Source organism: Pseudomonas sp. S2_H01, from assembly GCF_054668305.1.
In genome coordinates this window covers 6,309,439-6,334,825 of sequence record NZ_CP162756.1, presented here as the reverse complement: position 1 = coordinate 6,334,825, position 25,387 = coordinate 6,309,439, and the positions used below count along the sequence as shown (strand labels likewise).

General features: G+C 60.3%; 26 protein-coding genes. 12 read left to right on the top strand and 14 right to left on the bottom strand.

The genetic code is table 11. From position 1 onward, the window contains the following. Positions 1-53 precede the first annotated feature (53 nt). Positions 54-323 (bottom strand): transmembrane sensor/regulator PpyR, encoded by a 270-nt coding sequence (locus AB4N84_RS28565; protein WP_074753328.1) that lies wholly within the window; start codon positions 321-323, stop codon positions 54-56. A gap of 216 nt (positions 324-539) precedes the next feature. On the opposite strand from AB4N84_RS28565, the gene norR reads away from it, so the two are divergent. Further along, positions 540-2,099, top strand: coding sequence for a nitric oxide reductase transcriptional regulator NorR (gene norR / locus AB4N84_RS28560; RefSeq protein ID WP_460044332.1), 1,560 nt, complete (start codon positions 540-542; stop codon positions 2,097-2,099). 156 nt (positions 2,100-2,255) lie between these two features. On the opposite strand, the gene AB4N84_RS28555 is transcribed toward norR, so the two are convergent. Both AB4N84_RS28555 and AB4N84_RS28550 read right to left on the bottom strand, forming a co-directional pair. Next, positions 2,256-2,444, bottom strand: coding sequence for a hypothetical protein (locus AB4N84_RS28555; protein ID WP_460044330.1), 189 nt, complete (start codon positions 2,442-2,444; stop codon positions 2,256-2,258). A 75-nt stretch (positions 2,445-2,519) separates the two neighbouring features. Then, the gene (locus AB4N84_RS28550; protein WP_074753325.1) at positions 2,520-3,965 is read right to left on the bottom strand and encodes an MFS transporter; all 1,446 of its coding nucleotides are present in this window, start codon (positions 3,963-3,965) and stop codon (positions 2,520-2,522) included. Between the two features lie 178 nt (positions 3,966-4,143). Between AB4N84_RS28550 and AB4N84_RS28545 the strand changes: the two genes are divergently transcribed. Further along, a complete protein-coding gene (locus AB4N84_RS28545) occupies positions 4,144-5,400 on the top strand; it encodes an Nramp family divalent metal transporter (protein ID WP_244165847.1) in 1,257 nt (418 codons plus the stop codon). 187 nt (positions 5,401-5,587) lie between these two features. On the opposite strand, the gene AB4N84_RS28540 is transcribed toward AB4N84_RS28545, so the two are convergent. Then, a complete protein-coding gene (locus AB4N84_RS28540; protein ID WP_074753323.1) occupies positions 5,588-6,046 on the bottom strand; it encodes a DUF2214 family protein in 459 nt (152 codons plus the stop codon). A 362-nt stretch (positions 6,047-6,408) separates the two neighbouring features. After that, the gene (locus AB4N84_RS28535; RefSeq protein WP_460044328.1) at positions 6,409-7,518 is read right to left on the bottom strand and encodes a peptidase C39 family protein; all 1,110 of its coding nucleotides are present in this window, start codon (positions 7,516-7,518) and stop codon (positions 6,409-6,411) included. Between the two features lie 90 nt (positions 7,519-7,608). Between AB4N84_RS28535 and AB4N84_RS28530 the strand changes: the two genes are divergently transcribed. Beyond that, on the top strand, positions 7,609-9,189 hold the full coding sequence (locus AB4N84_RS28530; RefSeq protein ID WP_074753321.1) for a RimK family protein: 1,581 nt from the start codon (positions 7,609-7,611) through the stop codon (positions 9,187-9,189). A 4-nt stretch (positions 9,190-9,193) separates the two neighbouring features. Further along, positions 9,194-10,126: a magnesium transporter CorA family protein gene (locus AB4N84_RS28525; protein ID WP_460044327.1), complete on the top strand. Its 933-nt coding sequence runs from the start codon at positions 9,194-9,196 to the stop codon at positions 10,124-10,126. 13 nt (positions 10,127-10,139) lie between these two features. Here AB4N84_RS28525 and ehuA read toward each other — a convergent pair whose 3' ends face one another. The 4 genes from ehuA to ehuB form a co-directional block, all read right to left on the bottom strand. Beyond that, entirely contained in the window at positions 10,140-10,934 is a 795-nt protein-coding gene (ehuA, locus tag AB4N84_RS28520; protein WP_074753493.1) for an ectoine/hydroxyectoine ABC transporter ATP-binding protein EhuA, read from the bottom strand. Positions 10,935-11,020: 86 nt separating this feature from the next. Then, complete coding sequence (gene ehuD / locus AB4N84_RS28515) at positions 11,021-11,680, bottom strand: ectoine/hydroxyectoine ABC transporter permease subunit EhuD (protein WP_460044325.1); 660 nt, start codon at positions 11,678-11,680, stop codon at positions 11,021-11,023. After that, on the bottom strand, positions 11,677-12,336 hold the full coding sequence (ehuC, locus tag AB4N84_RS28510) for an ectoine/hydroxyectoine ABC transporter permease subunit EhuC (protein WP_460044324.1): 660 nt from the start codon (positions 12,334-12,336) through the stop codon (positions 11,677-11,679). Before ehuC ends, ehuD begins: the two co-directional genes overlap by 4 nt. A gap of 82 nt (positions 12,337-12,418) precedes the next feature. Continuing rightward, positions 12,419-13,276, bottom strand: a complete 858-nt coding sequence (gene ehuB, locus AB4N84_RS28505; RefSeq protein WP_460044323.1) for an ectoine/hydroxyectoine ABC transporter substrate-binding protein EhuB — start codon at positions 13,274-13,276, stop codon at positions 12,419-12,421. A 316-nt stretch (positions 13,277-13,592) separates the two neighbouring features. On the opposite strand from ehuB, the gene ehuR reads away from it, so the two are divergent. The 5 genes from ehuR to doeB all read left to right on the top strand — a co-directional run bounded on the left by ehuR (position 13,593) and on the right by doeB (position 19,656). After that, positions 13,593-14,987, top strand: a complete 1,395-nt coding sequence (ehuR, locus tag AB4N84_RS28500; protein ID WP_460047167.1) for a MocR-like ectoine utilization transcription factor EhuR — start codon at positions 13,593-13,595, stop codon at positions 14,985-14,987. 464 nt (positions 14,988-15,451) lie between these two features. Then, positions 15,452-16,423, top strand: coding sequence for a hydroxyectoine utilization dehydratase EutB (gene eutB, locus AB4N84_RS28495; protein ID WP_074753316.1), 972 nt, complete (start codon positions 15,452-15,454; stop codon positions 16,421-16,423). Beyond that, a complete protein-coding gene (gene eutC, locus AB4N84_RS28490; protein WP_460044322.1) occupies positions 16,420-17,412 on the top strand; it encodes an ectoine utilization protein EutC in 993 nt (330 codons plus the stop codon). Before eutB ends, eutC begins: the two co-directional genes overlap by 4 nt. 48 nt (positions 17,413-17,460) lie before the next feature. Next, positions 17,461-18,651, top strand: coding sequence for an ectoine hydrolase DoeA (doeA, locus tag AB4N84_RS28485; protein WP_460044321.1), 1,191 nt, complete (start codon positions 17,461-17,463; stop codon positions 18,649-18,651). A gap of 3 nt (positions 18,652-18,654) precedes the next feature. Then, positions 18,655-19,656 (top strand): N(2)-acetyl-L-2,4-diaminobutanoate deacetylase DoeB, encoded by a 1,002-nt coding sequence (gene doeB, locus AB4N84_RS28480; protein WP_460044320.1) that lies wholly within the window; start codon positions 18,655-18,657, stop codon positions 19,654-19,656. 83 nt (positions 19,657-19,739) lie between these two features. Here doeB and pbpG read toward each other — a convergent pair whose 3' ends face one another. After that, positions 19,740-20,675 carry a D-alanyl-D-alanine endopeptidase gene (gene pbpG, locus AB4N84_RS28475; RefSeq protein ID WP_460044319.1) on the bottom strand — a complete coding sequence of 312 codons (936 nt, stop codon included), beginning with the start codon at positions 20,673-20,675 and terminating at the stop codon, positions 19,740-19,742. A gap of 281 nt (positions 20,676-20,956) precedes the next feature. On the opposite strand from pbpG, the gene AB4N84_RS28470 reads away from it, so the two are divergent. Then, positions 20,957-21,517, top strand: coding sequence for a DUF5336 domain-containing protein (locus AB4N84_RS28470; protein WP_074753311.1), 561 nt, complete (start codon positions 20,957-20,959; stop codon positions 21,515-21,517). Positions 21,518-21,619: 102 nt separating this feature from the next. Here the strand turns inward: AB4N84_RS28470 and AB4N84_RS28465 are convergent, their stop codons facing one another. The 3 genes from AB4N84_RS28465 to AB4N84_RS28455 all read right to left on the bottom strand — a co-directional run bounded on the left by AB4N84_RS28465 (position 21,620) and on the right by AB4N84_RS28455 (position 22,879). Next, positions 21,620-21,802 (bottom strand): hypothetical protein, encoded by a 183-nt coding sequence (locus AB4N84_RS28465; protein ID WP_460044318.1) that lies wholly within the window; start codon positions 21,800-21,802, stop codon positions 21,620-21,622. Positions 21,803-22,009: 207 nt separating this feature from the next. Beyond that, complete coding sequence (locus AB4N84_RS28460) at positions 22,010-22,204, bottom strand: hypothetical protein (protein WP_074753309.1); 195 nt, start codon at positions 22,202-22,204, stop codon at positions 22,010-22,012. A gap of 309 nt (positions 22,205-22,513) precedes the next feature. Further along, on the bottom strand, positions 22,514-22,879 hold the full coding sequence (locus AB4N84_RS28455; RefSeq protein WP_074753308.1) for a hypothetical protein: 366 nt from the start codon (positions 22,877-22,879) through the stop codon (positions 22,514-22,516). Between the two features lie 223 nt (positions 22,880-23,102). Between AB4N84_RS28455 and AB4N84_RS28450 the strand changes: the two genes are divergently transcribed. Next, positions 23,103-23,918, top strand: coding sequence for a shikimate 5-dehydrogenase (locus AB4N84_RS28450; RefSeq protein WP_460044317.1), 816 nt, complete (start codon positions 23,103-23,105; stop codon positions 23,916-23,918). Positions 23,919-23,947: 29 nt separating this feature from the next. On the opposite strand, the gene AB4N84_RS28445 is transcribed toward AB4N84_RS28450, so the two are convergent. After that, the gene (locus tag AB4N84_RS28445; RefSeq protein ID WP_460044316.1) at positions 23,948-24,628 is read right to left on the bottom strand and encodes a YceH family protein; all 681 of its coding nucleotides are present in this window, start codon (positions 24,626-24,628) and stop codon (positions 23,948-23,950) included. Positions 24,629-24,747: 119 nt separating this feature from the next. On the opposite strand from AB4N84_RS28445, the gene AB4N84_RS28440 reads away from it, so the two are divergent. Beyond that, positions 24,748-25,257: a DUF1993 domain-containing protein gene (locus AB4N84_RS28440; RefSeq protein ID WP_460044314.1), complete on the top strand. Its 510-nt coding sequence runs from the start codon at positions 24,748-24,750 to the stop codon at positions 25,255-25,257. Positions 25,258-25,387 lie beyond the last annotated feature (130 nt).

The window sequence follows — 25,387 nt, the reverse complement described above, 5'->3', positions numbered from 1 at the left end:
GCAGGGCAAACTTTTCGCGGTGACAGTTTCACTTTTGAAACACTCGGCGCCGTTTAATTGGCGACCAACTTATGACTGTAAGCGGGTTGAGCCCGGACCTTGCGAAGATTGTGTTGCGACAGCAGGCGCATGACATAACCGATCTTGATGAGGGTCGGGCCAATGATCGTCATGGCGTGCAGACTGACCAACGCGAACAGGTTCAGTTGCAAATCCAGCAGGTAGGCGCCGACGATGCCGGTCAGCAGCATGGCCAGGCCAACCAGCAGGACACGGCTGGACAGGCGCAGCACGTTGGCGGGTTGGAGGAAGAAATCAAACATGACGGTGACTCCTGTTCGGTGAAGGCATGGCCATTGCCAATGCCGTTACTCAAGCGGTATCAGGATCCGTGCCAGCTCAATTGTTCAATTACTTCATCAGGTTAAGAAAAACGAGTCATAACGACCTCTAGGGCTCGCTGTCGTTTTAACCCGCACGGGTGTCATAATGACCGCGTTTTCACCTTCCTGATCTGGATCGCTGCATCTGGAGTGCGCATGACCAATCCCTTGTTGCTGGCGCTTGTCCCTCTGGTGGCCGACCTCTCTCGTGATCTGCCGGATGACGAACGCTACCGCCGTCTGTTGCGCTCGTTGCGTCAGCTGTTGCCGTGCGATGCCGTTGCACTGCTCAAGCTCGAAGACGATGTGTTCGTGCCGCTGTCGGTCGAGGGTTTGAGCCCGGACACGCTGGGGCGCCGTTTCCGTTTGGGCGAACACCCGCGTCTGGACATCATTTCGCAGAACCGCGAGCCGACGCGTTTTTCCACTGACTGTGACTTGCCGGACCCCTATGACGGGCTGGTGGACGGGCTGCACGGGCATCTGGAAGTTCACGATTGTCTGGGCTGTCCTCTGTATGTGCAGGACACATTGTGGGGCTTGATCACACTGGACTCGCTGGACCCCTCCAGTTTTGGCCGCGTGGACCTGGACAATCTGCAGGCGTTCGCCAGTCTGGCGGCGGCCACCGTGATGGCCAGTGAGCGCATCAACCAGTTGGCCCGCAGTTTTGAAGACCAGCGGCAGCTGGCCGAGGTCTACAAGCGGGCGGCTGGCGGGCGAGGGCCACGCGAGCTGATCGGACAAAGCGCGGTGCATAAACGCCTGCAACAAGAAATCCAGCTGGTGGGCAACAGCCCGCTGACCGTGCTGATCACCGGTGAAACGGGCGTCGGCAAAGAATTGGTGGCCGAGGCTATTCATCTGCAATCGCCACGTGCGCAGAAGCCGTTGATCAGTCTTAACTGTGCCGCGCTGCCCGAGATGCTGGTCGAGAGCGAGTTGTTCGGGCATGTCAAAGGCGCGTTTTCGGGCGCTGTGAGTGGGCGAAGCGGCAAGTTCGAGCTCGCCGATGGCGGCTCGATCTTCCTCGACGAAGTGGGGGAGTTGCCGCTGCCAGTGCAAGCCAAGCTGCTGAGGGTGTTACAGAGCGGGCAATTGCAGCGCGTCGGTTCCGATCAGGAGCATCACGTAGACGTGCGCATCATCGCCGCGACCAACCGCGACCTCGCCGAAGAAGTCCGCGCCGGGCGTTTTCGTGCCGACCTCTATCACCGCTTGAGCGTGTACCCGCTGGTGGTGCCTCCCTTGCGCGATCGGGGCCGCGACGCCTTGCTGCTGGCCGGTTACTTTCTGGAAGAGAACCGCGCGCGGATGGGGCTGCGCAGCCTGCGCATGAGCCCCGAAGCGCAGAAGGTGCTCATGGCGTACCCATGGCCGGGCAACGTCCGTGAGCTGGAGCACTTGATCAGCCGCGCCGTGCTCAAGGCGCTGTCGAGCCACGCTCAAAGGCCGCGAATTCTCACCATCGAGCCACAGGCGCTGGGACTGGAAGATGACGTGCAGGTGCCCGCCACCGCGCAACCAACGTTTGCAGGTGCCTTACCGGTGGTCAAGCCGGGAGAAGGGCTGAAGGAAACCGTCGATGCGTTTCAGACAGGGGTGATCAACGATGCGTTGGCGCGCCATCAGGGCAAATGGGCCGAGGTGGCGCGTGAGTTGAACCTGGACCGGGCGAATCTCAGCCGGCTGGCGAAGCGGTTGGGGATTCGTTAGGTAGACAATCGTTCACCCCCGGCAGCAGTGAATGCCATCCGGATACCCTGTGGGCGTGAGCTTGCTCACGAAGCGTAGCGCCAGTCACGATCAACGTGCCTGACCTGCCGAATTCGTGCGCACGCTCACTCCCTCAGGTCTGTTTGTTGGCAACCCTTAACGTTCCGGTCTGGAATGAAAATCCCCTTTCTCCGGCACCATTTCGGTGCCCGGTTCAAAGCCGGTCTCGGGGTTACAGCCCTCGTCGACCGGGTCGCAGTCCGGCTCCACAGGGTCGGGAACCGTTTCCGGAAAGGTCACGTCCTGCGCATTGACGTCCGGGTTTTCGGGGCGTGATCCGCTCATGATCTCCTCCAGCCAAAGGTGATAGTGGTTGGAGGAGTCAAGCACATGGATGCCCGGGTCGTGGGATAAAAAGCCTCAGCGGTGGGCAATGTCTTCCAGTGCCAGGTTGCGCGTCCGTGGGCCGAAGGCGCCGATGGTGATGATCACGATCAGCATGCTGACGACGATGAACGTCAGCACGCCGGGCGTGCCGAAGTGGTCGAGGAACATCCCGATCAGCAGGCTGCTGAACACGGTCGAAAGCCGACTGAACGAGTAGCAGAACCCCACGGCGCGGGCGCGGATGTTGGTAGGGAAGAGCTCGCTCTGATACGAGTGGTACGCGAAGCTCAGCCAGGCGTTGCAGAACGTGATCATCACCCCGCAGACAATCAGCCCGGCCGCTGTGCTTTGCTGGGCGAACAGGGTGCCGAAGACCATCGCGCCCAGAGCGGAACCGACAATCTGCCATTTGTTCTCGAAGCGATTGGCGAACTTGACGAACAGCAGAGGGCCCAGTGGGTAGGCGAGGGTGATGATGAAGGCGTACGCCAGGCTGTGCGTCACGCTCACGCCTTGCCCCGAAAGCAGCGCGGGCAGCCAGTTGCCGAAGCCGAAGAAGCCGATGGCCTGGAACACATGGAACACGATCAGCATCAAGGCGCGGCGGCGATAGGGCGGCTGCCAGATGTCGGCGAATCGGCCTTTGCCTTCGACCGCAACGTTGTGGGTTTCCGGCTCGTCCAACGCCTTGCCGTGATCCTTCACGCAGCGTGCTTCGAGGTCATCCATGATCTTTTCGGCTTCGGCGAAGCGCCCGTGCTGAGCCAGCCAGCGAGGTGACTCGGGCAGCCGCGAGCGCAGCCACCAGATGAACAGCGCGAACACGGCACTGGCCAGCACCACGAAGCGCCAACCGGCGATGCCGAACGGGTCTTGCGGCACCAGCCACCAAGACATCAGCGCCACCGAGGGCACCGACAGAAACTGAATGAAGAAGGCGAACGCGAACGCCGAACTGCGCATGCGTTTAGGCACGAGTTCCGACAGGTAGGCGTCAATCGTCACCAGTTCGATGCCCAGGCCGATGCCCACCAGAAAACGCATGCAGATGATGCCCAATGCCGAGGTCTGCATGCCCATCAGCACAGTGGCGATGGTGTACCAGATCAACGCGAAGGTGAAAATCGCGCGGCGGCCGAACCGGTCGGCAATCGGGCTGAGCAAGCTGGCGCCGAGGAACAGGCCCAGAAAGGTCGCCGACGCGAAGGCAGCCTGATCGGAGAAACCGAATACGCCTTGCGCACCGGTTGCAAAAAGACCGGCGCGAATCAGACCCGGGCTGATGTAGGCGGTCTGGAACAGGTCGTACAGTTCGAAGAAACCGCCAATGGACAGCAGCGCCACCAGCTTCCAGACCGTTGCCACGGCGGGCAGACGGTCGATGCGGGCGGAAATCAGCGCGGCGCGAACCGGGTCGACGCCATCGGTGGAGGTTTGCGGGGCACCAGAGGTGCCAAAGGTGTGAGACGGGGAGGACATTATTGTTTTCCAGATCCGTGGGACGACGCATGTTAGAGCTTTTACAGAGATTCAAGACAAAACATTTCTGCGAGTTTAAGCTCCGTGGCTGATTAATAGCATTTGCCGGACTCCCGTGAAATACAGACTCCCGACCACCGCAACCGCTCCGTTCTGCCCCTCAGCCGTGACTGACAGCGTGGCCATTCCGGCCAACGCCTCCTTCCTGCGCAAAATGATGCTGTTCGTCGGCCCCGGCCTGCTGATCTCCATCGGCTACATGGACCCTGGCAACTGGGCCACGGCCATCGAGGCGGGCTCGCGCTTTGGCTATGCGCTGCTGTTCGTGGTGGTGCTGGCCAGCCTGTCGGGTATGGTCTTGCAGAATTTGTGTTCGCGGCTGGGCATCGCCACCGGCCGTGACCTCGCCCAACTGTCCGCCGAGCGCTACAGCCACCGGGTCGGGATGGGGCAATGGATTCTGGCCGAACTGTCGATTCTGGCGACCGACCTTGCCGAAGTGCTTGGCGCCGCGCTGGCGTTTCACCTGCTGCTGGGGGTGTCGATCACCACGGGCGTGGCCCTGACCGCGTTCGACACCGTGATCGTGCTCGCGCTTCAAGGCGCCAACTTCCGCCGTCTCGAAGCGATCGTGCTGGGTCTGATCGCGACCATCGCCACCTGCTTCTTTATCGAGCTGGTACTGATCAAACCGTTCTGGCCGGACGTCGTTGCCGGGCTGAAACCGTCATGGGATGTGCTGAGCCATCAGGAGCCGCTGTACATCGCCATCGGTATTTTGGGCGCCACTGTCATGCCGCATAACCTGTACCTGCACTCATCGGTGGTGCAGACCCGGGTCAACGGCACCTCCGTGGAGAGCAAGGCCAGCGCAATTCGCTACGCGCGGGTCGACACGATCGCCTCGTTGAGCATGGCGTTGGTGATCAACGCCGCGATCCTGATCCTCGCCGCTGCCGCGTTCCACGGCACCGGTCATGCCGATGTGGTGGAAATCCAGGACGCTTACCACCTGCTCGACCCGTTGGTGGGCGGCGCACTCGCCAGCGTGCTGTTTGGTGTTGCGTTGCTGGCGGCGGGACAGAGCTCGACGTTTACCGGCACCATCGCCGGTCAGGTCGTGCTCGAAGGTTTCCTCAATGCCAAGATCCCCTGCTGGCAGCGCCGCCTGATCACCCGTGGACTGGCGTTGATTCCGGCGCTGATTGGCGTCATCTGGTTCGGTGACGGCGCGGTGGGCAAGATGCTGGTGCTCAGTCAGGTCGTGCTCAGCCTGCAACTGCCGTTTGCGCTCTGGCCCTTGATTCGCTTCACCAGCGACAAACAACTGATGGGCCCGTTCGCCAACAACGCCCTGACCAAGACACTGGCCTGGGGGTTGTTCGGCTTGATCTCGGCGGCGAACCTGGCGTTGATGTTTTTCTGGGTGAGCTGATCGTTCTCACGCTCACCCAGGCACAGACAGCAATCTGTCGATCAGCGTGCTTTGTGTTGATGGTTCCCACGCTCTGCGTGGTAACCCCGATCCGGACGCTCCGCGTCCCAGGCGCATTGACGCAGAGCGTCAAGGGCTGCATGCCCACGCGGAGCGTGGGCACGATCAAAAAGAGTGTGCCCGACCGTCAACTCAACAATATCCCCCGCGCCATCCCCGTCGCCGCGATGACGATGATCACCATCAATGCCGCTTCCATGTGGCTGATCCGCGCGAAACGCCGTGAGCGGGAGGTGTCGATGGGCTGGTTTCGCTTGAACGCGATGCGCCATTTGATCAGGGCGAACATCGGCACGATTTCCAGCGCGAGAATCGCGATGAATGCCGTCATTTTCAGGTGAAACAGCGGCTGATGCAGGTAATAGAACGAGCCTTTTTCCAGCCCGCCAAACGCCCGAAATGCGCCTGTGATCAGCAGTAGCCCGGCCGATACGCCCCAAATGTTGTCAACCACAAACACATCGCGAAAAGAGCGCGGGTCGTCGGTGCGCAGCCGCCGCAGCGCCCGCCCTCGCGCCAGAACCGCCGCCAACGCAAAGCCGAAAGCCAGCAAGTGCAACGCAGCCACAACCCATTTTATGAGCATGGTTCAACTCCCCCGAGCGATGTCTAAAGCAAGCGTCAACAGAGCAAGCGTAGCGGGTGATTGGCGTTATGCCTTGTTGCACAGCTCACGACGTCGTTATTGAAAGGGTCCGATGCAAATCGTTGTCATCTGTCATGTTTGTCGTGACTTCGGTTACGGTTGGGGTGCACGAAGTCGAAGTAAAAAGCGGAAATGCCAAACACCGATATTGCAGAAACAATAATCAGACCGATGACTGAGTGATCCACGTTGATCATCCATCAAGACGCCCGCAGGCAGAAACGCTATTGATCCCGTTAATGCGCTACGTCGCAATGAATACGACGATCTCTTTACGCGGACGATGAAACGCATGACGCGACTTATACAACGGTGGCGTCCGGCGGATATAAAACCACCGCAGCGCGAAGTTTGTCTGCACCGAAACAACTCATGCCCACGAACGCTTGATGGCTGACCGGCATGTATTGGCAATCCATCGCTCGACGTTGCTGACTGTGATCGACATCAGGGTCATGCAAGTACACGAAGTCTGCGTCGCAACCGGCGACCAGCACCCAGTGTGGGGCCTTGGAGCGGGTCAGCCGATAGCTGCTGATCAGGACCAGCGCGAGCGCATGGCTGGCTTGTAAGTGATCCAGGTTGAGTGCAGCGCTGCCCAAATGGCGCACTCGGCTGCCGGCCAGTTCGCGACTGAACTCCTCGTGCACCAGGCGCATGACCTCGCGTTTTTCCTCGCTGCGCACGCCTGCCAGAAACAGCGGGCCTCTGACCGACACCTGAAGCCCGACCTCGAAGCCGCGCCGCAACGCCGCCAATGCCAGGCCTTGTGGGCTGCAACCGCCATGGCCTGACGTCATGAACACCGTGGTCGCCTCTCGCCAGAGCTGCACCTCCTCGTGGCGCTGCATGGAACGCTCTGGCTGCAAGGCCTTCATGGCCATCAGCAGGCACGCGGGGCCACAACTAAAATCAAGCGTCTGCGCGTAGTAGGGCACTTGTCGGGGAACGCTCACGGCGAAATCGCGGATGCGCTTTTCGTAGCGCAGCGCCGGCGCATGGTCCGCGTAGTAGTCGTCGATGTGATCGAACAGGCGATAGCCGTTGCGCTCATACAGGCGGATCGCCGAGGGGTTATCCGGCCGCACTTCAAGGCGCAGGTAAGCGCACTCGCGACTCACCGCGCACTGCTCGGCCCGCTCAAGCAACTGCTGACCGAGTCGCTGGCCGCGCGCGCGTTCACTGATGGCGAGGGAGTAAAGCCGGCCCAGCGAGGTGCCGCGATGAAACAGGACCAGCGCGTAACCCGCCAGATGATGATCGGCCTCGGCCACCAACAGGCAAGCGTTGGCACGACTGACCATCCACTGAAAGTTGCGCGCATTCAAGCGATCCGTTTCAAAACATTGATTTTCCAAGGCCAACAGTTCATCCACATCGGACAGTTGGGCCAGGCGATATATAAAGTTCATGTCGGCGACCGTAAAGAGTGAGTAACGAAACGGGACATTTCTACAAAGCCATGTTTTATAGAAAGGACTTGTTTCCCGAAGGATCCACTCATGAATGCGGTGCCGGTGAAGACCGAAGTATTAACACACGCTCAACGTTCAGCAACTTTTAATATTGAATCGCTGCGTGCCGTCACTGGCCAGAGTCAGTTGCTCATTGTGGTGGAGCGTCTTGAGGACTGGTCCTCCTACTTGCCCAGCGAAGACCTCATCACGGCGCAGGACTACCTCGAAAACCCCGTGCAAGGCACCGCTGGCAAACGGGTCCAGGTGATCAATCTGTGTCGCAGCTATCGCTACCTGGGGCATGGTTATTACTGTTCGTTACTGGCCGAAGCGCGGGGGCACAACGTCATTCCGTCGGTGAAGACCATCAGCGAGCTGACGCGTAAATCCCTGTACAGCCTGTCGCTGGATGATCTTGATAAACGTCTGGAGCACACGCTACGCGACCACCCCTACGATGACACTGAAGGTTTCACCCTGACCCTTTACTTCGGGCAGACCGATCTTGTGCCGTTGCAGGACCTGGCCAGGCAAGTGTTCGAAGCCTTTCCCGCACCGATTCTGCTGGTGGAATTTCGCAAGCGCGACAGCTGGCACATCACAGGGATCAAGACGGGGTCCATGACCCGCTTGCGTGATCATCAGCAGGACCAGTTCGCCCAATCGCTGGACAGCTTCAGCCGCAAGATCTGGCGCCAGCCCCGTTCGCGCCGCACGTTCCGCTATGACCTGGCGATCCTGCACGACCCGCAGGAGGTATTGCCGCCCTCCAACCAAAAAGCCCTGGAGAGCTTCATCCGCGTTGGCCAGCAACTGGGCGTCGACGTCGAGCTGATCGAGAAAAAGGACTACGCCAGGCTTGCCGAGTACGACGCATTGCTGATTCGTGAAACCACCAGCGTCGACAACCACACCTACCGGTTTGCCAAAAAAGCCGAAAGCGAGGGCTTGGTGGTGATGGACGATCCGGCCTCGATCCTGCGCTGCACCAACAAGGTGTATTTGACCGACTTGCTCAAGCGTCACGACCTGGGCATGCCCGCCACGGAGGTGCTGTACAAGGAACGACCCGATGAACTTGAGCAGGTGGCCCGCCGCCTGGGGTTTCCGCTGGTGCTGAAAATCCCCGACGGCTGTTTCTCCAAAGGGGTTATCAAGGTGCAGAACGCTCAGGAGATGCAGGAGGCGGCGAGCACGTTGTTCGAGCACTCGGTCTTGTTGCTGGCGCAAGAGTACCTGTACACCGAATATGACTGGCGGATCGGGGTGCTGAACCGCAAACCGATTTTTGCCTGTCAGTACTTCATGTCCAAAGGGCACTGGCAGATCTACAACCACAAGGCCACCGCCACTGACATCAATGGCGAATGCCGTACGCTCGCCATTCACGATGCGCCAAAAGCGGTGGTGGATCTGGCGGTCAGGACCGCCAACCTCATCGGCGACGGCCTCTACGGCGTCGACCTTAAGCAGTCGGGCGAACGGGTGGTGGTGATCGAGGTCAACGACAACCCCAACCTGGACGCGGGCATCGAAGACGCCTGGCTGCAGGACGATCTTTACGTTCTGGTCCTCGAAGAGTTCATACGCCGACTGGACGTCAAGCGTCGCGGTCTGGCGAGCTGAGGCCTTGATCAAGTACCACCGCCTCGAGGCGGGCACCTTGCGCGAGTGCACTGAACAGGACGCGAGCGTGCTTTGGTTCAGTCATCCCGACCCGGCCGAGAAGGCGATGCTGCTGGAGCGCTTTCATCTCGATGATCACGCGCTGGCGTCGGCACTGGACCCTGACGAGGTCTCGCGCATCGAGTTTCATCCCAACGCGCTGTTCATGATCTGGAAGCGCCCGGAAAACTATTCGGGCCAGGACAGCTTCTGTTTCGACGTGTCCTCGTTCGGGCTGTTACTGACTCAGGAGCAGATGGTGTTGATCTGCGCGGATGACAAGCAGATCAGCGATCTGGCGCATTCTCGTCCCATGAGTGAGCCGCTGGATGTCGTGCTCGAAGTACTGTTTCACAACATCCACCATTACTTGGGGCACCTGAAGGTCATCAAGATGATTGCCCGTGAACTGCAACAGCAGTTCAATGCCTCAATGGACAGCCGCCATCTGGTGCAGATGTTCAACCTCAGCGAAAGCCTGGTCTATTACATCAACGCCATCGACAGCAACGGCTCGGTGCTGACCCGCCTGCGCAATCATGCCCACAAGCATCAGTTTTCCAGCGACAGGTTGAGCCTGATCGAGGACATGATCATCGAGAACGAGCAGTGCCATAAGCAGGCGAAGATCTACTCGACGGTGTTCGCCAGCCTCATGGACGCCCGCGGCAATCTGGTGAACAACAACACCAACAACCTGTTGCGCAAGCTGACGTTGATCAACGTGGTCTTCCTGCCGTTGAACCTGTTGGCGGGCATCGGCGGGATGTCGGAATACAGCATGATGACCATGCCGATTCCCTGGTGGATCAGCTACCCGGCCTTGCTGCTGGGCATGGCCGGGCTGGGCGTGGCGATGGTGGTGGTACTCAAGCGCATGGCGAACAGCAAGGCCTGAGCGCGCCTTGCGCTCAGTTCGCCTCTTTGACGGCGCTCAGAAATGCACAGGTGCGTTCCTGTTGCGGGTTCTCGAAGATCTGCGACGGCGAACCCTGCTCGTGGATCTGGCCCTTGTAGAAGAAACACACGCGGTCGGCGAACTCCCGTGCAAACCCCATCTGGTGGGTGACCATCAGCATGGTCAGCTTGTGTTCGGCGCCGAGCTTGCGAATTACGTTGAGCACTTCACCGCAGAGTTCGGGGTCGAGCGCCGAGGTCACTTCGTCGAACAGCATCACCTTGGGGCGCATGGCTAATGCGCGCGCGATGGCGACGCGCTGTTGCTGACCACCGGAAAGCTGCGAAGGATAGTGCTCGAGCTTGGCGCCCAAGCCGACCAGTTCCAGCAGGTCGGCGGCACGTTCGCGGGCTTGCTTGGCATTCATGCCCAGCACATGCACCGGCGCTTCGATGACATTCTGCAGCGCGGTCATGTGCGGGAACAGGTTGAAGCTCTGAAACACCATGCCGATCTTGCCGCGCACTTTACGAATGTGGCGGTCATTGGCCGGGACCAGCAGCCCGCCACGACCCGGCATGTGGGTCAGGGATTCGCCATCGACGTAAATCTGCCCTTCGTCGATGCCTTCGAGTGTCATCAGCACCCGCAGCAGGGTGGATTTACCTGAGCCGCTGGGGCCGATGATCGCGACTTTCTCGCCGGGCGCGACGTCCAGGTTGAGGTTGTCGAGCACGGTGAAGTTGCCGTAACGCTTGGTCACGTCCTTGAAACTCACCAGAGGCTGGGCCGCGTCGGACAGGGGCATGGCGTGGGCCTCATGTGGGTGCGCGATCGGCGAGCGCTGTTGACGTTGCGCAAAGGCAGCCGATGCGTTGGATACGGTAGAAGTCATTAGCGTAGCTCCAGGCGCCATTCGAGGCGCCGTACCAGATAGGCCAGAACGATACTCAAAGCCAGGAAGAACAGGCCGACCATGGTGATCGGCTCCAGATAACGGAAGCTTTCCGACCCGATGTTTTTCGCCTGCTGCATGATCTCTACCACCGTGATGGCGGACAGTACCGGGGTGTCCTTGAGCATGGCGATCAGGTAGTTGCCCAGTGGCGGCAGAATCGGCCGGAACGCCTGGGGCAGGATGATGTTGCGGTAGGCGATGTAGGGCGTCATGTTCAACGCGGTAACCGCTTCCCACTGGGCGCGGGGTACGGCGTCCAGACCGCTGCGATAGACCTCGGCGATGTAGCAGGCGTAATGCACGCCGATGCCGATGATCCCCACTTGCATGGCGCTCATGCTGACGCCGTAGTTAGGCAGCACGTAATACAGGAAGTACACCTGAATCAGCAGCGGCGTGCTGCGAATAAACTCGATCACCAGCGTCGTCGGCCAGGACAGCCAGTAGCGCTTGCTGCGACGTCCGATGGCCAGGAACAGACCGAGCACGATGGCGATCAGGAAGCCGATCAGGGTGATGCCCAGCGTGTTGAGGGAGGCGCGCAGCAACTGGGGAAGGATCTGCAGCGCGTACTGCCAGTCGAAAAAGTTGTTCATGACAGCCCTCCGCGCATCCGGCCACGGCTCAGGCGGCGTTCGAAGCGACGCATGGCGAAGTTGATCACCTGCGCCAGAACGAAATACATGATCAGCGCCAGGCTGAAAATCTTCAGGGTTTCGAAGGTGGCCTGATCGAGCTGGCGAGCACGAAAGCTCAGGTCCGACAGGGTGATCAGTGACACCAGCGAGGTGTTCTTCAGCAGCTCGATCAGCAAGTTGGTGCCCGGGGGAATCGCCGCCAGCAGGGCTTGCGGAAGGATGATCCGGCGAAAGCGTGTGAACGCGGTGAAGTTCAGCGCCACCGAAGCCTCGTACTGACCTTTGGCGACCGAGCTGATGGCGCCGCGCATGACCTCGGCCCCGTAAGCGCCGATGTGCAGCCCCAGGCCGACGATCGCGACCGCAAACGGGCTCATCTCGACATTGAAAGGCGGGAGCGGCAGCACGAAGAACAGCCAGAACAGCTGCACCAGCAGCGACGTACCCCGAAACAGTTCGATGTACGCGATGGAAAACCAGCGCACCGGCAGCCAGGGTGACATGCGCCCCAACGCAGCAAGGATCGCGGCGACAATCGCCAGCACCGAGCCGTAAAACGTGACCTGGAGGGTGACCCAGGCGCCCTGTAGCAACAACGGTAGTAATTCGCCCATGGCTCGACCCAACACTCAGGTTAACGCAGGGAATGGGCGCGGTCCGCAGGAGCCGCGCCCGGCGGGGTTCAGATCGACCGGATCACTGGCCGCACAGCTCGGCGGCGGTCTTGGTCGTGATGTTGTCCTTGTCGAAACCGAACGGAGCCACGGTCTTGAGGTGATCCTCGGTGCCCAGCCATTTCTTCAACTCGGCATTGACCGCATCGCGCAGGTCCTTGTCTTCCGGGCGGAAGGCCAGGGCGCCATAACCGATGTGTGACGGATCGTCCTTGAAGTCGGTCTCGGCCATCACTTTCTCGCCGCCCTTGCTCGCCAGGCCTTTCATGGTCAGCTGGGTACCGACGGCAGCATCGGCACGACCGGCGCGGACGGCCTGCAACTGCGCCGTGGTGTCCGGTACCTGCAGGATCTGCGAGTCCTTCACGCCGCTGTCGCGGGCATATTGCAGGTTGACGGTGCCTGCCATGATCGCCAGTTTCACGTCAGGATTTTTGGCGATGTCTTCGTAGCTGTGGAGTTTTTTCGGGTTGCCTTTTTCGACCAGCAACGCGTCTGGCAACTGATACTGCGGGTCGGTGAAGATCACTTGCTTACAGCGGGCCGGGGTGATGTACATCCCCGCGGCAATCACGTCAAAGCGTCCGGCGCGCAGGCCTGGAATCAACGAGCCCCATTCGGTGAGCACGCCATCGACTTTATTGATGCCCATCCTGGCGAAGATGATCTTGGCGATCTCCGGTGATTCGCCGGTGACGTTGCCGTTGGTTTCGGTGTAGGCGAACGGCGATTCGTTGGCATAGCCGATGCGGATGGCGCTGTTGGCCTTGACCGTTTCCAGGGTGGTCGCCGCCTGCGCGCCGGCTGTCATGCCGAGCAACGCACAAGCCACGAACAGGCGACGCAAGGGGAGGGTGACGCTGTGTGCAAAATGGCTCATCGATAAAATCTCCTGTTTCTTGTGGACCCGTTGCAAACGGCTCTGTGTTAGGAGGCAGTGACGCTAAGCGCAAACGTACTGGAGCCGGCGATTGTGTGCCGGTCGTACGGCCAGGCCGTATCAGTACCAGTCGATATGACGTTGTTTGACTGCGTTGATGGCAGTTTTACATCGACCTGTGATTGAGCATACAAAAGGTCTGCCCGTGATGGCATTGCACTAGGACAATTGCCCGCAGCGTATTCTCGGGAGATGCTGTGCCCATGAATCGCAACTCCTCAGTGTGATGGCGTAAATCTAAGGGCAACTGACGATGATGCAGAAATGGCGAGCCGCCGTGGATCAGGCCCGGGGCGGCGAATCCAAATACAAGATTCTGGTGCAGGCCATTGCCAGCGACATTGAAAAGGCCGTTCTGGTCGACGATCAGCGCTTGCCGCCGCAGCGGCAAGTGGCCGATGCGGTCGGTATCAGCGTGCAGACCGTGACCAACGCCTATAAAGAGCTGGAGCGTCAGGGACTGGTGCGCTGTGAAGTCGGGCGCGGCAGTTTTGTCTCGCGACGCATGAGCGACCGGGTCGCGACGTACATTCTGGACAGCCCCGAGCGGGCGCTGGTTGACTTCTCCACCGCACGGATCATGCACACCCGGGAACATGACCGTTTCTGGCGTGATACCTGCGCCGAATTGAGCACCGAAGAAGACCAGCCGTGGATCCGCGCCTGCAGACCGATTGCCGGGTTCGAATCCCATCGTGAGGCCGCTGTGCACTGGATCGGGCAACAGGGCCTGAACGTCCAGCGTGAAGACATCCTGATCACCAACGGCGCGGCCCACGGCATCTTCCTGGCCCTGGCGTCGCTGGCTGGCCCCGATGACGTGGTGCTCTGTGAAGGCCTCACCGACCATGGCGTGATCGGTGATTCGCAAGTCCTGGGTTTTACGCTCAAAGGCCTGGAAATGGACCGCCACGGCATTGACCCCGAGCATTTCGAGGACATGTGCAGCAACGAACGCATCACGGCACTGGTCTGCACGCCGAACCTGAACAACCCCACCACCAGCCTGATGCCTGACAGCCGCCGTCGAGAGATCGCTGACATTGCCCGGCGTTTCGGCGTGCATATCATCGAAGACGACGTTTACGGGCCCTTGCTCGACGAGGAGCGGGCACCGCCCATCAGCCATTACCTGCCGGAACTGTCGTTCTACTGCACCAGCATGACCAAGTCGATTCTCACCGGCATGCGCATCGGCTTCCTGACCGTGCCCAAACGGCTGGCGCTGCGCACAGAAAGCATCTTGCGGGTGAACAGCTGGATGGCCACGCCGATGATGGCCGAAGTGGCCGCACGCTGGATCCGCGACGGCCGCGCCGACACCTTGCTGCGCCTGCAACGCCGCCTGTTGAACGGGCGGCAGGCGATGGTCAGCGAGTACCTGAGCGAATACATCCAGGGCCAACACCCTAACTCGCTAAACACCTGGCTCGGCATTCCCAAGCATTGGGAGGTGGACAGTCTGGTGCGAACCCTTCGCCAGCGGCACATCGCCGTGGCATCGCCCGACCCGTTTACCGTACGCGGTGTGCCCCGGGCGCGCGGCATCAGGCTGTGTGTCGGTGCCGAGTGCAACGACGAGGAGATGCGCGATGCGCTGGCCAGCATGCGCGAGATTTTCGGGCAGTACCCGAGCATTCATGAATTTTAGCCGGCGGTGGGTCAGGCGCATCACGGTTGAATGACCTGCCGCCTTCGTCAGCAAGCTGACTCCCACAGGTGATGCAGTGAATCAAGAGGCGCATTTGGCCCAAGGTTTTTGGGGCTTGGTAAGCCAAGTTTTTATCGCGTGCATATCCGTTGTTTTGGGGCGCTCATGGGGTCTGGCTAACGCCAGACCTGTTCCGCCTTCGGCGGGTTACCCCCCGAAGGCGGAACAGTTTGGCCGTTAGGACAAACCAAAACAGCAGCGCCACCCGACATAACGGACATGCACACTATTCAAGACTGGCTTGCCAGGCTCTCACGCCTTTGGCCAGCTTGAAGGCGATCATTCGCAGGTCAGACAGCGATGCGGAATACCAGGCAAGTTTTTCCAGAAAATTGCCCTAGTACATTCATCAGCACAATTTGCGGCTTTTAGACTGCGACCAACACCTCAGTCGGGACGCGGTCATGTCAGGGTTGCAGCTCAACGATGTCTTCCTCGCTCGCCAGCGCATCGCGTCGCAGGTGCGGGTCACGCCCATGGAGCATTCGCCCAGTCTGTCGAGGCGCATGGGCGTTCCGGTTTACCTGAAGCTGGAGTCGCAGCAGATCACCGGCAGCTTCAAGTTGCGTGGCGCGAGCAACGCCATCGCGCAACTGGACACTGAGCAACGCGCCAAAGGCGTGGTCGCCGCATCGACGGGTAATCACGGTCGCGCGCTGGCGTATGCCGCTTCACAACTGAAGGTCAAAGCCACTGTTTGCCTGTCGCACCTCGTGCCGTCGAACAAGGTGCAGGCGATCCGCGATCTCGGCGCCGAGGTCTGCATCGTCGGTCAATCCCAGGATGACGCTCAACGTGAAGCGCAGCGAATGGCTCGCGAACAGGGCGCGGTGCTGCTGCCGCCGTTCGATCACCCCGCAATCATTGCCGGCCAGGGCACTCTCGGTCTGGAAATCATTGAACAACTCCCGGAGGTCGCGCAGGTACTGATTCCGCTGTCCGGTGGCGGCCTGTTCAGTGGTGTTGCCCTCGCACTGAAAGCCGCCAACCCGCACATTCGTCTGCACGGCATCTCCATGCAGCGCGGTGCCGCCATGCACGCCAGTCTTCAGGCCGGTTACCCGGTTGACGTCGAAGAGTTGCCGACCCTCGCCGACTCACTCGGCGGCGGCATTGGCCTGGACAACCGCTTGACCTTTTCCATGACGCGCGCGCTGTGCGATCAGGTTCACCTGCTGGATGAAGCCTCGATCGGCAACGGCATCCGGCACGCCTACTTTCAAGAGCGGCAAGTCGTCGAAGGCGCGGCCGCCGTGGGGATTGCAGCCCTGCTCGATGGCGTGATCGAACCCCGTGGACCCATTGTGGTGGTGGTCAGCGGGCGCAATGTGGACCTCGAACAACACCTGCGTGTACTGGCCGGAGCCAATCAATGAGTGAAGTCACCCTGTTGAGCGAAAGCGATCTGCGCAGCTGCATCGCGCTGGATGTCGCGAGTGTGGACGCCATCGAACACGCGTTTCGTCTGCTCGCCACCGCGGCGGTGGCCATGCCGCCGATCCTGCGGCTGGACATCCCTGAACACAACGGCGAAGTCGATGTGAAGACCGCCTACCTGCCGGGGCTGGAACGCTTCGCGATCAAGGTCAGTCCGGGCTTTTTCGACAACCCCAAACTGGGTCTGCCGAGCCTGAACGGGATGATGATGCTGCTCTCGGCGCGCACCGGGCTGCTGGACGCATTGCTGCTGGACAACGGCTATCTCACAGCCGTCAGGACAGCCGCGGCGGGCGCCGTCGCGGCTCGCTGGTTGTCACGCGAAAACAGCCGCAGCGTGGCGCTGATCGGGGCGGGCGAGCAGGCGGCGTTGCAGTTGCAGGCATTGCGGCTGGTGCGGCCCATCGAAGAAGTCCGCCTTTGGGCGCGGGATGTCGCCAAGGCTGAAGGCTTCGCTGCGCAGTTGGGTGATGAGTCCGGCCTGACCATTCGCCTTTGCCAGACCCTGGATGAAGCCATGGACGGCGTCGACATCGCCGTCACCTGCACCCCGAGCCGCGAGCCGCTGATCGAAGCACGCCACCTGCAGCCGGGTTTGCACATCACGGCCATGGGCTCCGATGCTGAACACAAGAACGAAATAGCCCCGCAGGCCCTTGCGCAGGTGGATCGCTACGTCGCCGATCGCCTGAGCCAGACCCGTGTGCTGGGCGAGCTGCACCACGCGCTGGCGTCTGGCGCCGTCAGCGATGAGTCGAATTTCGCCGAGCTCGGTCAGGTCATCGCCGGGCACAAGCCGGGCCGCAGTGATGAGCATCAAATTACCTTGTGCGACCTCACCGGGACCGGCGCTCAGGACACGGCGATCGCCAACCTGGCTTTCGATCGTGCCGTGGAGGCGGGCAAGGGCCTGCGCTTCGGTGGCTGAATTTTCCCCATCCTTTTTATCAGTGCGTCATCTACAGAGGGCATCTGCATGTCTCAGATAGTCGTCAATCTTCCTTTCTCAAGGGATGAATACGCCCAGCGACTGGCCAAGGTGCGCCAGTCGATGCAGGCGCAGGGTATCGAGTTGCTGTTGGTGACCGACCCGTCGAACATGGCCTGGCTGACCGGCTATGACGGGTGGTCGTTCTATGTTCACCAGTGCGTGTTGCTGGCGATGGACGGCGAACCGGTGTGGTTCGGCCGTGGTCAGGACGCCAACGGTGCCAAGCGCACGGTGTTCATGCAGCACGACAACATCGTCGGCTACCCGGACTTCTACGTGCAGTCCCGCGAACGCCACCCGATGGATTACCTGTGCCAGGAAGTGCTGGCGCCGCGCGGCTGGTCTGGGTTGAACATCGGTCTGGAAATGGACAATTACTATTTCAGCGCCGCCGCGTATCTGTCGCTGAAAAAACACCTGCCCAACGCGACGCTGATCGACGCTGTCGGGCTGGTCAACTGGCAGCGCGCAATCAAGTCGCCTCGGGAAATCGAGTACATGCGCATCGCTGCGCGCATCGTCGAAAACATGCACGCGCGCATCTATGAACGCATCGAACCGGGGATGCGCAAGAACGAACTGGTGGCCGAGATCTACAGCACCGGTATCCTCGGCGCCGACGGCTACGGTGGCGATTACCCGGCCATCGTGCCGTTGCTGCCGACTGGCGCCGACGCCAGCGCACCACACCTCACCTGGGACGACACGCCGTTCGAGAAAGGCGCCGGCACCTTCTTCGAGATCGCCGGGTGCTACAAGCGCTATCACTGCCCGTTGTCGCGCACGATCTACCTTGGCACGCCGCCCAAGCATTTCATCGAAGGTGAAAAAGCCGTCGTGGAAGGCATTGCCGCAGGGCTGGAAGCCGCCAAACCGGGCAACACCACCGGCGACATCGCCAAGGCGTTTTTCGGCGTGCTGGAGAAATTCAACATTCACAAGGACAGCCGTTGCGGTTATCCGATCGGGATCAGTTATCCGCCGGATTGGGGCGAACGCACCATGAGCCTGCGCCCGGGCGACACCAGTGTGTTGCAGCCGGGCATGACCTTCCACTTCATGCCGGGCCTGTGGATGGACGATTGGGGGCTGGAAATCACTGAAAGCATTCTGATCACCGACACCGGCGTCGAAACACTGTGTAACGTGCCGCGTCAGCTGTTGGTGAAGGATTGATCCATGAATGATTTAACCGACAACCCGATCAGCGCCACCGTCGATTTCGAGCGAAACGGCGTGCAGCACGGTTTTCTCAAGCTGCCGTATTCCCGAGACGACTCGGCGTGGGGCGCGGTGATGATCCCGATCACCGTGATCAAGCGCGGCGCGGGGCCTACCGCGCTGTTGACCGGTGGCAATCACGGCGATGAGTACGAAGGTCCGGTGGCGCTGAGCAAGCTGGCACAACAGCTGAGTGCCGACGAGGTCAGTGGGCGCGTGATCATCGTGCCTTTCATGAACACGCCGGCGTTTCAGGCGGGGAGGCGTACGTCGCCGATCGACAAGGGTAATCTCAATCGCAGTTTTCCTGGCAAGCCGGACGGCACGGTCACGGAAAAGATCGCCGACTATTTTCGGCGGACCCTGCTGCCGCTGGCCGACATCGTACTGGACATCCATTCCGGCGGCCGGACGCTGGATTTCCTGCCGTTCGCCGCCTGCCACGTGTTGCCGGACAAGCACCAGCAGGCACAGTGCGAAGCGGGTATGCGCGCGTTCAATGCGCCTTACAGCATGCGCATGCTGGAGCTTGACGCAGGCGCGATGTACGACACGGCCGCCGAACAACAGGGCAAGGTGTTCGTGACCACCGAGCTCGGTGGCGGCGGTTCGTCCAGTGCCCGCAGCGTGGCGATTGCCGAGCGTGGGGTGCATAACCTGCTGGTGCATGCGGGGATTGTCGAGGGCGACATCGCGCTGCGCCCGACCGTGATGCTCGACATGCCCGACGGCGACTGCTTCATGGCAAGTGAACATGACGGCTTGCTGGAAATGTGCCGCGATCTGGGTGAGGAGGTGAGCAAGGGGGAGGTGATCGCGCGGGTGCATGACATCAAGCGCACCGGGGCGGCACCTGTGGAGTACCGGGCCCGTCGCAGCGGCCTGCTCGCCGCCCGGCATTTTCCGGGGCTGGTGCAGTGCGGGGATACGCTGGCAGTGGTGGCTGAGACAGTGGGCTAGGGCGGACACTGTCCTTCTCGGCGTGGGAGTGTGTGCACGCCCCACCCTCAGGGTTTGAACCCTGAGGGTCACGGGTCAGCCGATCACTCGGATGCCTGAAGCCCTTTCTGCTTCATCATCAGGTTCTTTTCCTTCTTGTACTGCAGCGCGACTTCTGGCGCAGGGCCGCTCTTGCCGGTTTCCATCCACAAACGCATGCGGCTGGCGTCGGCGAAGTGGGTGAACTTGCCGAAGGCATCGAGAATCACCACCGACACCTGACGGTTCGCCATGCTGGTCAGCAACACCAGGCAATGCCCCGCCTGATTGGTGAAGCCGGTTTTGGTCAGCTTGATGTCCCAGTTGGATTTGCGGACCAGATGGTCGGTGTTGCTGAAGCCCAGGCTGTAGGTCGGCTTGCGGAAGGTCACGGTTTTTTCCGGGGTCGTGCTCAGCTCGCTCAGCATCGGGTAGCTGCGTGCCGCCAGCGCCAGCTTGGTCAGATCACGCGCGGTCGACACGTTGAACACCGACAGGCCGGTTGGCTCCATATAAACGGTGTGGGTCATGCCCAGCGCCTTGGCCTTGGCGTTCATCGCCTTGATGAACGCCGGATAGCCGCCCGGATAACTGTGGGCGAGGCTCGCCGCGGCACGGTTCTCCGAAGACATCAGGGTGATCAGCAGCATGTCGTGGCGGTTGAGTTCGCTGCCCAGTTTGACCCGGGAAAACACGCCTTTCATTTCAGCGGTCTGCGAGATGTCGACCTTGATCATCTCGTCCATTGGCAGCTTGGCGTCCAGGGTGACCATGGCGGTCATCAGCTTGGTCACCGAGGCAATCGGCACGATCACGTCCGGATTGCTCGAATACAGCACCTGACCGGTTTTCAGGTCGGTGATCATCGCGCTGCCGGACGCCAGATGAAGATTGGCAGGATCACGGTTGAAAGCAGCGGGTTCGTTCGCAAGGGCACCGGTGGAAAGTGCGGAGCCTGTAAGTGCAAATAATAGGCTGATAAGGGATGCGCGAATTTTCAAGAGCAAAGCTCACTTATTAGGGTAACGACGTGGACGGCCGCACTTTAATCAAGCGCGACAACAAGATCGGCGCATTTTAGGAGCAAGTTTCTAAATATGTCGATGGGGTGCGCTGGACGTTTAAGTAATAAAAGCAGGTTGTATGGCATTCGTTCAGGTTAAGGATCCAAAAAGCCTGTATTTAAACGGGTTGCTTCGATATTCATGGCACTGCAGCCGGTCACCGATTAGCATTCCACGCCATCGATGCTCATCACTCAATCTGACCTAGGAGTTGCGCAATGCCCAAAGGGTTTATCAGCAAGGATTACGCCGCGTTGGTGTTCATCGCGGCGATCGTTGCGGTGCTCTTGCTTGTCACAGGCCTGTTTGTAAGACCTTCCGATTGGGCAGGCTGGATTCAGGCGATCGGTTTGATCGTCGGGCTGATGATGGCGGTGGCCGTGCCGGCAATTCAACGTCGTCAGGAGCTGGCGGCTCGGCAAAAACAGGTACGGGACCGGGAAACCGGGTACGCGCGGCGCATGCAGTACCTGTGCGGCGAACTCAATGAGCTGCTGGCGAAAATCACGGTCAATCTCGTTCACCTGCGCGCAACAGACCGGCATCGCCTGCAGCGTACGCTGGAGGATTACCTGCACCGTCTGTTTGAATCGCACAAGCTGGACCAGAACGACGACCGCGTGGTCATTGCCCACGAGCTGAGGCTGGTGGCCAACGAGATGATCGAAGAGCTGGAAAGCGGCCGTTCCGACCGCATAGTGCTGGGTGCCCTGGAAAAACGCCTGCAGAAGTTGGCCCACCGATGCCAGGTCAATGCCACTCAGGCCGAGCGAATCTGATAAGCGCGTCAAATTCAGGGCAAAAAAAAGCCCGCGTCAGGGGATGCGGGCTAAAGGGAAGTGCGGAGCAACGCACGATTTCAGGGAAGAGCGAATTCGGTTTCAGCTGTTGAGCGTTCGGGTTGCCATCTGCTGCGACAGCGCCTGGGCGGCTGGCAAGGACAGGAGTGGACCACTGACGGGCTCGCCGTTCTGCATCAGGTACCAGCAGGCCAGCAGACCGCGCTCACGAAGCTGTGCGGGGACTGCGCTACCAACTACCGACATGATTTGAACCTTGGTCATAAGTGCCTCCATCAATCTATGGGGCTACTTTACGGCGCGGTGACAACGAGCAGAAATCACTGCTCTCGATAGTCGTCATTGATGAGCCAGAGGTCAGTTCTTCGGCAGGAAGATGCGTAAAGGCGTGAGACGCGTCACACGGTTGCGTGGCGCTGACTTCAGAAAAGCCTGGACTGCCGATTAGCGCAGCGGGGGCGCTTCACCCGGTCAGTCAACGACTTGATCCAGCATGGCGATCACTTCGGACTCGGACAGCAGGCCTTTCTCGACCAGATTTTGCGTCAACAAAGACACAAATTTTGCGGTGCGGTGGCCTTCCAGACTCTTGAGTTCGGTGAGGGCGTTGTAGACCTTGCTCGAAGTGCAGAGTCCTGTGGCGCGATGCGGGTTTTGTGTCGGCATGGACATCCCTTCTTATTGATGGCTGACCCAACGGCAGCTTTAAGCACAACTTGCCGGAGTATGAACATGCCGATCGATCATCACTGTTCTGTTCGCGACCTGTTTTATCGCAGTGAGCACGTCGTCAGCTGTCCGCCAAATGAAAAAACCTTCATTTCGATCATGTTCAATCGTCGGGGTTTCAATACTCGAGATTCGAGCCCGCTTCAAACCATCACGCCCTGAAAACGATAACCCCGCCTGTTGAGCGGGGTCGTGTATTCAGCTACTGACAATCCGAGACCGGCAGTCGTTATCGCGCGGACGCTGTTACCAGCGACCGCCGCCATGGTAGTAACCGTGCGGCGGGCCGTAGTAGCGGGGTGGGCCATAGTAACGAGGGCCGTACACAACCGGGCGCTCAACTACGTAGGCTGGCTGGTAATAAACCGGCGGTGGCGGCGGCGCGTAATAAACAGGTGCGGGCGCTGCATATACAGGTGGGGGCGCCGCATAAACAGGGGCAGGGGTCGCATAAACAGGACCGGAAGCCACCGCTGCGCCAACCACGCCGCCGACGACTGCGCCAATGACTGCAGCCCCACCCCAGCCTGGGCCGCCGCCATGGGCTTCAGCCTGACCTGCGAGGGCGAGGGCACCTAACAACAAGGCAACCTTGGGGATGTGACGAATCATGACTAATCCTCGATCAGTCCCGTTGTCGCGAGCCTGCGTTACGCTCAGGCACTGCCACGGGATAACTACTCAGACAACGAATTCCGGGATATCTGCGAAGCCGTTGCGTAAATTTTGTGTAAGGTGTTTGATAACTTTAATGACAAATGCTGCGTTGACAGGCGCAAGCAACTGAATTCTACGCCTTTCTCAAGGCGTTACCTAATACCGTTCAGGAGATTTCATGTCCGTTACTGCAAGCAAGGAAACGCTGTTGTGTATGTCGCTCGCCGGCCGACCGGGCAACTTCGGCGTGCGCTTTCATAACCATCTGTATCAACAGTTGGGACTGAATTTCTATTACAAGGCCTTTGCACCCAGCGACCTGCCCGCCGCCATTGCCGGCATGCGTTCGTTGGGAATCCGTGGGTGCGGGGTTTCCATGCCCTTCAAGGAAGCGAGCATTGCCTTGGTCGACGAACTGGACGCGTCGGCCGCCGCCATCGACTCGATCAACACGATCGTTAATACCGATGGTCATTTAAAGGCCTACAACACGGACTACCTTGCCGTCGCGCAACTTCTCGAGACCCATAACGTGCCCCGCACGCGCTTTGCATTGCGCGGTAGCGGCGGGATGGCCAAGGCGGTGGCATGCGCCATGCGCAATGCCGGGTTCAGCGACGGGCTGATCGTGGCCCGTAATGAACAGGCGGGCAGGGCGTTGGCGCAAACCTGCGGGTTTGAATGGCAAGCCGATCTGGGCAGTGAACGGCCGCCGCTGCTGGTCAATGTCACCCCGCTGGGGATGGCAGGGGATCAATCCGACACGCTGGCGTTCGAGACGGCGGCCATTGAGGCGGCCGACACGGCTTTCGACGTCGTGGCGACCCCTGCACGCACGCCTTTCATTTGCCACGCCGAACAGTACGGCAAGCGCTTGATCACGGGCGATCAGGTGGCGGCCATTCAGGCGCTGGAACAATTCATCCTGTATACCGGCGTGACCCCGACACAGGAGCAGTATCAGGCGGCTGCGGCGTTTGCGCGGGGCGTCTGACCCGCGCTGCCTGAGCTGGGGTTGCGCGATCAACCTTCGAGTTTGGCCAATCGTTCTTCCAGCGCCGCAATTCTGGCTTCCAGTTCTTCCACCCTCTCCGCCAGCGCCGAGCCACCAACGCTTGAGCGCTCGGACGGGTTCTGGCGAGCGGCCAGGATGACCTCCATGTCGGCCGGATCCCCGATCGCGTGCATGTAACGGTCTTCGCGCTGCCCGGCCTGTTTCGGAATCAGGACCGCCAGGCCGCGCCCAATCAGGCGTTCCAGTTGATGAATGACCGCGTCGGTGTCCTCGAAATCATGCATGCGGTTGCTGCGGGTCAGCAGCTCGTTGACCGTCTGCGGGCCTCGTAACAGCAGCAACCCGGTCAGGATCACCTGCGCGGGCACCAGCTCCAGCGTTTTGTCGACCCGGTGCTCCCAACGATCGGCGCGGCTGCCCATGACCAGGCGAGTCAACTGCAGGCTTTCCAGCGCGCGCAGGCTCTGGCCGACCTGACCGGGCGTGAGGTTCATCACCGGCTCGCGGCTGGTTTTCTGATTGCAGGCCAGCACCAGGGCGTTGAGCGTCAGCGGGTAGGTTTCGGGATTGGTCGCCTGCTTCTCGATAAGGCAACCCAGGATGCGTACTTCGGTGCTGTTCAGTTGCAGCGCGTCTGAACCTTCGGCGGTGTTCTCGGCGTTGTTCTCAAAATCCGGCTCGGTCGACATGGCCCTTTCCCTAAGCGTTAAAAAGGCTATGAGGGTAGGGGCTGGATGAGGTAAAAGACAAGCCGCGTTCGCATGCTCGGCATGCCCCTCAATGCGATTCTTCTTATCAGGAACTGCCCATGACTATTTCCCTGTACGCCGCTTCGATTCCTGTCTTCAAGCAAATGCTGACCGCGCTGGGCGCTGTCCTGGCCAAAGGTGAAGCCCACGCCACCGCCAAAAACATCCAGCCAGACGCGCTGTTGCAAGCACGCCTGTTCCCGGACATGTTCCCGCTGGTTCGCCAGGTGCAGATCGCTGTCGATTTCGCCAAAGGTGCAGGCGCACGTCTGGCCGGCGTTGAAATGCCGAAGTATGACGACACCGAAACCACCTTTGCCGACCTGCAAGCACTGCTGTCCAAAGTCCTGGCGTTTCTGGATACCATCACGCCTGACCAGGTCAACGGCAACGAAGAGCGCGAAATCGTTCTGCGTCCGGGCACCGACAAGGAAAAGCGTCTGAGCACCCAGAGCTACCTGCTGCATTACTCGCTGCCGCAGTTCTTCTTCCACGTCACCACCACCTACGACCTGCTGCGTCACAACGGCGTTGAAGTCGGAAAACGTGATTACATGGGCACGTTCTGACCTGCTCTCCCGGCAGCGCGGACTGAACGTCTGAACTGCGCCGCCGTCTGAATCTGCTCAGGCGGCGGTTACGCTCATTGCTCTGGATTCGCCGGCCCCCTGCGCGCCGGTCTCTGATACCATCCGCGTT

What these genes read in the sequence shown, in the direction of transcription:
- ehuD (WP_460044325.1), bottom strand. Translation starts at nt 11,680, where the DNA reads ATGAACAACTTTTTCGACTGGCAGTACGCGCTGCAGATCCTTCCCCAG.
- AB4N84_RS28450 (WP_460044317.1), top strand. Translation starts at nt 23,103, where the DNA reads ATGTCCGTTACTGCAAGCAAGGAAACGCTGTTGTGTATGTCGCTCGCC.
- AB4N84_RS28540 (WP_074753323.1), bottom strand. Translation starts at nt 6,046, where the DNA reads ATGCTCATAAAATGGGTTGTGGCTGCGTTGCACTTGCTGGCTTTCGGC.
- ehuR (WP_460047167.1), top strand. Translation starts at nt 13,593, where the DNA reads ATGCAGAAATGGCGAGCCGCCGTGGATCAGGCCCGGGGCGGCGAATCC.
- eutB (WP_074753316.1), top strand. Translation starts at nt 15,452, where the DNA reads ATGTCAGGGTTGCAGCTCAACGATGTCTTCCTCGCTCGCCAGCGCATC.
- AB4N84_RS28565 (WP_074753328.1), bottom strand. Translation starts at nt 323, where the DNA reads ATGTTTGATTTCTTCCTCCAACCCGCCAACGTGCTGCGCCTGTCCAGC.
- AB4N84_RS28555 (WP_460044330.1), bottom strand. Translation starts at nt 2,444, where the DNA reads ATGAGCGGATCACGCCCCGAAAACCCGGACGTCAATGCGCAGGACGTG.
- ehuB (WP_460044323.1), bottom strand. Translation starts at nt 13,276, where the DNA reads ATGAGCCATTTTGCACACAGCGTCACCCTCCCCTTGCGTCGCCTGTTC.
- AB4N84_RS28465 (WP_460044318.1), bottom strand. Translation starts at nt 21,802, where the DNA reads ATGACCAAGGTTCAAATCATGTCGGTAGTTGGTAGCGCAGTCCCCGCA.
- eutC (WP_460044322.1), top strand. Translation starts at nt 16,420, where the DNA reads ATGAGTGAAGTCACCCTGTTGAGCGAAAGCGATCTGCGCAGCTGCATC.
- ehuA (WP_074753493.1), bottom strand. Translation starts at nt 10,934, where the DNA reads ATGCCCCTGTCCGACGCGGCCCAGCCTCTGGTGAGTTTCAAGGACGTG.
- AB4N84_RS28530 (WP_074753321.1), top strand. Translation starts at nt 7,609, where the DNA reads ATGAATGCGGTGCCGGTGAAGACCGAAGTATTAACACACGCTCAACGT.
- doeA (WP_460044321.1), top strand. Translation starts at nt 17,461, where the DNA reads ATGTCTCAGATAGTCGTCAATCTTCCTTTCTCAAGGGATGAATACGCC.
- AB4N84_RS28445 (WP_460044316.1), bottom strand. Translation starts at nt 24,628, where the DNA reads ATGTCGACCGAGCCGGATTTTGAGAACAACGCCGAGAACACCGCCGAA.
- AB4N84_RS28550 (WP_074753325.1), bottom strand. Translation starts at nt 3,965, where the DNA reads ATGTCCTCCCCGTCTCACACCTTTGGCACCTCTGGTGCCCCGCAAACC.
- AB4N84_RS28470 (WP_074753311.1), top strand. Translation starts at nt 20,957, where the DNA reads ATGCCCAAAGGGTTTATCAGCAAGGATTACGCCGCGTTGGTGTTCATC.
- AB4N84_RS28535 (WP_460044328.1), bottom strand. Translation starts at nt 7,518, where the DNA reads ATGAACTTTATATATCGCCTGGCCCAACTGTCCGATGTGGATGAACTG.
- AB4N84_RS28460 (WP_074753309.1), bottom strand. Translation starts at nt 22,204, where the DNA reads ATGCCGACACAAAACCCGCATCGCGCCACAGGACTCTGCACTTCGAGC.
- AB4N84_RS28455 (WP_074753308.1), bottom strand. Translation starts at nt 22,879, where the DNA reads ATGATTCGTCACATCCCCAAGGTTGCCTTGTTGTTAGGTGCCCTCGCC.
- ehuC (WP_460044324.1), bottom strand. Translation starts at nt 12,336, where the DNA reads ATGGGCGAATTACTACCGTTGTTGCTACAGGGCGCCTGGGTCACCCTC.
- norR (WP_460044332.1), top strand. Translation starts at nt 540, where the DNA reads ATGACCAATCCCTTGTTGCTGGCGCTTGTCCCTCTGGTGGCCGACCTC.
- AB4N84_RS28440 (WP_460044314.1), top strand. Translation starts at nt 24,748, where the DNA reads ATGACTATTTCCCTGTACGCCGCTTCGATTCCTGTCTTCAAGCAAATG.
- doeB (WP_460044320.1), top strand. Translation starts at nt 18,655, where the DNA reads ATGAATGATTTAACCGACAACCCGATCAGCGCCACCGTCGATTTCGAG.